Source organism: Kiloniella laminariae DSM 19542, from assembly GCF_000374005.1.
Taxonomy (GTDB): Bacteria; Pseudomonadota; Alphaproteobacteria; order Kiloniellales; family Kiloniellaceae; genus Kiloniella; species Kiloniella laminariae.
The window spans coordinates 935,030-941,465 of the sequence record NZ_KB893134.1 but is presented as its reverse complement, the minus strand read 5'-3'; the positions used below and the strand labels follow the sequence as shown (position 1 = coordinate 941,465).

Genomic DNA, 6,436 nt, shown 5'->3' with positions numbered 1-6,436 from the left:
TCAGACAGATTGTGCCAAATTCCCAGAAGTAAAGCCCGAAACAATGTCATCGCCGCATAGCCCGGGCGACCAGTCCGACCCTCGCCTTGCGGTAACAACGGCTCCAGCGCGTTCCAGTTGATCAAACCTTCTATACCCTCAAGCGCGTTCAGCGCTGGGTGGTCCAAAAGCTCATGTGTCGCGAAAAGGGCGGGTTGTGTTTTGAAGCTTTGTTTCATAGCCAAAAAATACTTAATCAATCAGTCTAGGGAAAGGTCAGAGTTTTGCTGAGGTCTCGAGAGTATAACTATCCTCCCTTTCTACAGTGAGTTTGCGAGACGTTTACAATTGTCAGACATGAACGGAAATAGCCGAAAAGAGCTCATCGAAGATCTTGAGCGACTAAAACAGGAACACCGCGACATGGATGACGTTATCGCACGCCTGCAAGAGCATGCCCCCTTTGATCAGCTGCAGCTTGTCCGCCTGAAAAAGAAAAAGCTTATGCTCAAGGACAATATGAACAAACTCGAAAGCAGGCTGCTGCCGGATATTATCGCCTGATCTTTCCAGCAACAGGGAAAGCACCTTCGAACATGACCACTCGGTAATTCTGGTATTCTTAAATGTATAAACTTTACTGGGATCGTGGTGGCGCCAATATGGCGATACATGCTCTTCTTGAAGAATTAAAGTGTAGCTACACTTTAATTGAGGTTGACCTCTCCCAAGGAATGCAGCGGCAGCCGGAGTATCTGGCGATCAATCCCAATGGACGGGTACCAACATTACTTGACGGCCAGACGGCTATTTATGAATCTGCCGCCATCCTGCTCTATCTGGCAGACAAGCACCCTGAAGCAGCCTTTGCACCGCCTCTCCATTCCCCTGAACGCGGGGTCTATTGCCAATGGATTGTCTGGATGACCAACACCCTGCAGGAAACAGCAAGTGCCTGGGCCCACCCGGAACTCTGGGCTGACACCACGACGGCTCAACAGGATGTAAAAAGCAGTGCAACAAGGCGCCTGGGCAAACACTGGGACCTGATTGAAAATCAACTGACACAAACAGCCTGGCTGGCTGGCGACAGGATTACCGCGGCTGATCTGCACCTTTTTATGATCAGTTACTGGAGCCGACGTTATCCCGAACGGGCAGAAGATCGGCCCCTGCTCAAGCAACACGCGCTCAGGATTATGCAGCGCCCCGCCGTTCAACGGATGATGGAGCAAGAAGATCTTCGCTGGACGTTGTAATAGCCCTCCCTAAAACCCTCTGACCACCCGTTATCTATTCTGGTAATTTTTTAGCTTTCTTCTGCTCGTACATTGCCAGATCAGCAGCTTTGAGAGCTTCGTCTGCATCGCCCCCTTGAAAACTGTGTTCACCATAGGAAATGCTTACGCTTACACTTTGCCCTTCATAATCAAACGGCTGACTTGCCACTTTTTGAGCCAGAAGCTGTGCCTTTTCCAGCGCAACCTCAGGAGATGCCTGTAAAAGGATGATTCCGAACTCATCCCCTCCAAGACGACCAACAATATCCGAAGATCTGACATTATTTAAAAGGATGGAGGCCACCTGCTTGATTGCCTCGTCACCCGCCTGATGACCAAGGTTGTCATTGATCTGTTTCATACCGTTGACGTCGGCATAGATTACACTGCCCGGCACTTCATAACGTTCGCTATAGGCCATCATGCGCCCCAGCTCCCGTACAAAGGCTCGGCGATTTAAAACAGGTGTAAGCACGTCCTGGTCAGCCAACTTCTCCAGATAATCAACACGTTTCTTGGCCTGATCCAGCTCCTGACGAACGAGTTGAACCTCTTCCATCAAACGTTCGATAGCTGCCCTTACCTTGGGAGTAAATTCGGCTTCGGGAATGCCTATTACTGTCGTGACATCCTTCGGAGCAGAGATTCCTCCTGCTGCATCAACTGGCTGGGCCGGTTTCACCGTTGGTGCAGCCGACACCCGGCCAACACTGCTGACAGGGCTTCCCCCACCGCTGGGTCTTTGGACCTTCATATTACAAGCAATCCCTTTGCTTTTATTTAGTCCAGCATCCTGCCGGACTCATTTACAGCTTACATCTGCCATGGCAAACGAAGCTACCAGCACCTTATACAAAATATTTTTACATTCCGTTACCAAGAAAAGCTATTTTGGTTCTAAAATGTGGCGGTTCTCTTTGCTTGCCTTATTGAAAAGCAGGTCTTAATAATGCGCCAACGATCCACTCAAGGATACACAAAGACAGGACAAGCCCATGGCCGAGAAGTCACCGCAAGTAGGAATTATCATGGGGAGCCAATCAGACTGGCCAACGATGAAACATGCGGCAGACACTCTTGATGCTCTGGGTGTCGCCTACGAAAAACGTATCGTCTCGGCGCACCGAACTCCCCAGCGACTTGTCGAATATGCAACGACAGCTCGTTCGCGTGGACTAAAGATTGTCATCGCTGGTGCTGGTGGCGCAGCTCATCTTCCCGGGATGGTTGCTTCGATGACACCCTTGCCTGTATTTGGCGTGCCAATCGAAAGTAAAAGCCTGAAAGGTCAGGACAGTCTGCTTTCGATCGTTCAGATGCCCGGGGGCGTCCCCGTCGGGACACTCGCCATCGGAAAAGCCGGGGCGATCAACGCAGCTCTGCTTTCCGGATCTGTTCTTGCCCTGAATGACCAGAAAATTGCCGATGCTCTTGATACCTGGCGCCTGCGGCAGACAGAAGCCGTCGCGATTGAACCAACAGACCAAATTTAAGTTAAGCCTGCTTTCACCCTGCCTTCAGTGGAGATATCACCCATGAGCAAGACCCTCACCGCCCCTTTGGCCCCCGGCTCCGTGATTGGCATTCTTGGTGGAGGACAGCTCGGCCGTATGGCGGCTTCAGCTGCGGCAGAACTCGGATATCACTGCCATATTTTCTCTCCAGAAGAAAACAGCCCCGCCAGCGAGGTCTCAAAGTACTTTACCGTCGCCAATTATGATGACGAAGTAGCACTGGCGAAGTTTGCAGAACAGGTCGATGTTGTCACCTATGAATTTGAAAACGTTCCTGCCAGCACGGCTGCCTTTCTGATCGAAAGGATCGCTGTCAATCCGGGTCCCAAAGTTCTGCACATATGCCAGAATCGCCTCAGGGAGAAGGATTTCTGCAATTCCATCAAGGTGCCGACAACAAAATACGCTGAAGTCACAAATCGTGAAAACCTTGACCGTGTCGTTCGTGACATGGGACGCCCCTGCATCCTGAAGACCACCGAGATGGGGTATGACGGCAAGGGACAGGTCTTTATCGGTCCTGATACAGATCTTAAGGAAGCCTGGAAGGCGGTTGTCGGTGACCGGAAGAAGGCCGAGACTATTCTCGAGGCCGTCGTTGATTTCCGTATGGAAATCTCTGTCATTGTAGCCAGAAGTATCCAGGGTGCCTGCCAGACCTATGTCCCGGTAGAAAACCGGCACAAGAACCATATTCTGGATCAAACCATCGTACCGGCCCGCATTTCCCAGAAAATCAGTGATCGGGCAGAGGTAATCGCCCGTCATATGGCCGAGGAAATGCAGCTGGTTGGCATGCTTGCGATCGAAATGTTCGTCACAACCGAAGACGAGGTTCTGGTCAATGAAATGGCTCCCCGTCCCCATAACTCCGGGCACTGGTCTATGGATGCCTGTGTTACCTCACAGTTTGAACAGTTTATTCGCGCTGTTTCCGGCCTCTCTCTCGGATCAGTTTATCGCCATTCCGATGCCGTTATGACCAACCTGTTGGGAGACGACGTAAACGGTTGGGAGGAAATCCTTTCCGACCCTTCAGCCAAACTTCATCTCTATGGCAAGGCCGAAGCCAAACCCGGTCGCAAGATGGGCCACGTTACCCGGGTGATCCCCCGTAAATAAATCTGTAAACATCTCCGGTTTTCAGAAGCAAAGAATAAGGGTGCCCACGGAAACCGGAGGATAGACAGGACCATGCGAATCATCCTCAGCAGAAAAGGCTTTGATTCACAATATGGTGGTGGCCCAAGCCCCATCCTGCCAGATGGGCGTATCTGTTCTCTGCCCATTCCGCATCAAGACGGCCCCTTCCGGTATCGTGATCTCGAGTCTCCTCTTGGAAATTTCGGCCACCTGATCAAACAGCTGTCGCCCAAGGCCGCAAAACCTAATGATCGAGTTCATCTTGATCCTGATCTTTTTCGAGGCAGCCTCCCAAGACAAAAAAACTGGCGTCCCTGTTTTGGCCAGTATGGCGCTGCCCAGCAGCACCTCGCCAGACAAGGGATCCATGCAGGTGATCTTTTCCTCTTTTTTGGCTGGTTCAGATCTGTCGACGAGGAATTCCGCCCCCGCCCAAACAGCCCTGATTTCCATGTTATTTTTGGCTGGCTTCAGGTTGACCAGATCCACACCCTGGCTGGGAATATTGATTCCCCCAAATTCTCTGATCCTGCTTACAGCGACCATCCACACCTGCAGGCGGACTTTGGCCTTAACAACACGCTTTACCTGGCCCGAGAAACACTGGACCTCTTTCCACAAAAAGGTACCAACATCTCTGGCTTACCCGGGGGAGGCCTTTTCAACAAAATTCTACCTCAACGAATTTTGACACGGCCAGACAGTACACGATCCCGCTGGCAACTCCCCCGCTGGTTTGCCCATCCGACACCGGCACTTTCCTATCACATGAAACCAGAGAATTGGCAGCCGAACGGTGAAAACTGGCACCTTACTTCTGCCCCGAAAGGGCAGGAATTTGTTATCAACACACAAGGACGCCACAGCGCTGCAAAACGGTGGCTTGAGCAGCTGTTTACAGACCAGCTATAACCTTCCCGCTGAGCTGGAGCCTTCAGAAAGACAGCCCTTGAGAGTTCCCGGATAAAAGTTAACGCACAATATTACGTTAAAACAAATGGCTATGCGGGATTAACAGCGAGGCGTAAAAGATTTCGGGGCCAATCCCCGAACCGCATCAGCGACCTTGGAAAGTCTGCCAATCCCCTTGCCCAAGGCTCCGCCAATTTTAAGAACTTCGGCAATGCGACGGTCGAGGAAGCTCCAGGTTTTTTCATACTCGTCAGAGCTATCTTCCAGCCAATACAACAAGGTCGAGCTGTAAACTCCGGCCAACAGCATGCGCTTGCTGTAGAAATTGTAATCTGTTGAACGATCCCCTGCCGCAAGCCAGATGGAATCTACGGTATCATAAAGATTATGCAATCCTTCTGATGCCTTCAGCGGCATGGTAAAGAAGCTGATACCCTTGCGGATGGCCTCCCGGTTCGGGGTCATCAATTCCAGCCGATACCGAACAGCCAGTGTAATTTTCTCCCGGACTTTAAGGTCTTCCGACGCTTCCAGACGGACCATAACCTGCTGATCCAGCTGCTGGTTATAATACCGCAAAACATCTGTTATCCCCCGCGGGAAAAACAGGGCGGTCTGGTTTGTCGTCAAGCCGATATCCTGTGCAGCTTCAGCCAGAGCCGTTTCACTCCAGCCTTCAAACGGAACCAAAAGCAAGAGGCGCGCCAGTAGCTGGTCTTTTTGTTTTTCGTTCATTGTCTCAATCTCTGTTTCTGGCTCAGCAGCTTTCATCATATTCCGCCAATTCAGAGGCAAAAATCATCTTTCGTGGCGTCTCGAGGCGCTCGGTATAGAGGATACCATCGAGATGATCATATTCATGCTGGACGACCCGGGCGTGGAAACCCGTGGCCACCGCTTCGATCATCTTACCATCCAGCCCCAACCCGCGATAGCGAATCACACGTGATCGTGACACCTTGCCCATCAACCCCGGGATTGAAAGACAGCCCTCCCAGGCTTCATCTCTTTGGTCTCCCAGCATCTCGATTTCAGGATTAATCAGAACAGTCAAAGGGACATCATGCTCTTCGTCCAGAACAAAGCCGAGACGTTCGGCCTCTGCCCGGGCGCGCGCAACTGAAACCTGAAACACAAACATCCTTTTAGAATGATAAACCTGCGGGGCCGCAATACCGGTTCCCCCCGCATCCTGCATTGTCTCAACCATATCGCTGGCGAGTTGCCGGATCTCAGGAGAAGAAGGATCCTCAACAACCCGGGCCCTCTGCCAGAGAACCGGGTGCCCCATCTTGGAAATTTTCAGTAACGTCATACAAATACTGTCTTTTTGTGTCTGTTTTCTTACTATGTCGTTCAGGAATCATGTGGTCAAAACAAATTCCCTGCTCCTGCTCCATCTTGTCGAAAATCGCCAAAACTCCCGGAAAACTGCAGAAACGAATCGACAACCTTCAAGATTCCACCTTCACATTACCCACTGCCTGTGATAACACAGCCTCGGACCTACTGTACTTATTGTGCAGCGGAAGGTCTTTTTGTGTTCAACTCGGGCAACCGAGAAAACTCAGTCAGGTCGATGTTCGGTCTGACGCTAGAAAGGAGCTG

At 51.2% G+C, this 6,436-nt stretch carries 9 protein-coding genes; 5 read left to right on the top strand and 4 right to left on the bottom strand.

Features of this window, described 5'->3' with window-relative positions; genetic code table 11:
• Positions 1-218: transposase (locus B152_RS26195; protein ID WP_483790092.1), on the bottom strand; the 218-nt coding region annotated here is incomplete at its 3' end.
• A 118-nt stretch (positions 219-336) separates the two neighbouring features.
• Here B152_RS26195 and B152_RS0104585 point away from each other — a divergent pair.
• Together B152_RS0104585 and B152_RS0104580 are read left to right on the top strand one after the other, a co-directional pair.
• Entirely contained in the window at positions 337-543 is a 207-nt protein-coding gene (locus B152_RS0104585; protein ID WP_026261287.1) for a YdcH family protein, read from the top strand.
• Positions 544-605: 62 nt separating this feature from the next.
• On the top strand, positions 606-1,238 hold the full coding sequence (locus tag B152_RS0104580) for a glutathione S-transferase family protein (RefSeq protein WP_020591212.1): 633 nt from the start codon (positions 606-608) through the stop codon (positions 1,236-1,238).
• A 34-nt stretch (positions 1,239-1,272) separates the two neighbouring features.
• On the opposite strand, the gene B152_RS0104575 is transcribed toward B152_RS0104580, so the two are convergent.
• Positions 1,273-2,013 (bottom strand): GGDEF domain-containing protein, encoded by a 741-nt coding sequence (locus B152_RS0104575; RefSeq protein ID WP_020591211.1) that lies wholly within the window; start codon positions 2,011-2,013, stop codon positions 1,273-1,275.
• A gap of 241 nt (positions 2,014-2,254) precedes the next feature.
• On the opposite strand from B152_RS0104575, the gene purE reads away from it, so the two are divergent.
• The 3 genes from purE (at position 2,255) to B152_RS0104560 (ending at position 4,828) form a co-directional block, all read left to right on the top strand.
• Positions 2,255-2,752 carry a 5-(carboxyamino)imidazole ribonucleotide mutase gene (gene purE, locus B152_RS0104570; RefSeq protein WP_020591210.1) on the top strand — a complete coding sequence of 166 codons (498 nt, stop codon included), beginning with the start codon at positions 2,255-2,257 and terminating at the stop codon, positions 2,750-2,752.
• 42 nt (positions 2,753-2,794) lie between these two features.
• Entirely contained in the window at positions 2,795-3,895 is a 1,101-nt protein-coding gene (locus B152_RS0104565; protein ID WP_020591209.1) for a 5-(carboxyamino)imidazole ribonucleotide synthase, read from the top strand.
• Between the two features lie 72 nt (positions 3,896-3,967).
• Positions 3,968-4,828 (top strand): Nmad3 family putative nucleotide modification protein, encoded by an 861-nt coding sequence (locus B152_RS0104560; protein ID WP_020591208.1) that lies wholly within the window; start codon positions 3,968-3,970, stop codon positions 4,826-4,828.
• Between the two features lie 99 nt (positions 4,829-4,927).
• Here B152_RS0104560 and B152_RS22525 read toward each other — a convergent pair whose 3' ends face one another.
• Positions 4,928-5,563 carry a COQ9 family protein gene (locus B152_RS22525; protein WP_157230797.1) on the bottom strand — a complete coding sequence of 212 codons (636 nt, stop codon included), beginning with the start codon at positions 5,561-5,563 and terminating at the stop codon, positions 4,928-4,930.
• 22 nt (positions 5,564-5,585) lie between these two features.
• Complete coding sequence (def, locus tag B152_RS0104550) at positions 5,586-6,143, bottom strand: peptide deformylase (protein ID WP_026261286.1); 558 nt, start codon at positions 6,141-6,143, stop codon at positions 5,586-5,588.
• Positions 6,144-6,436 lie beyond the last annotated feature (293 nt).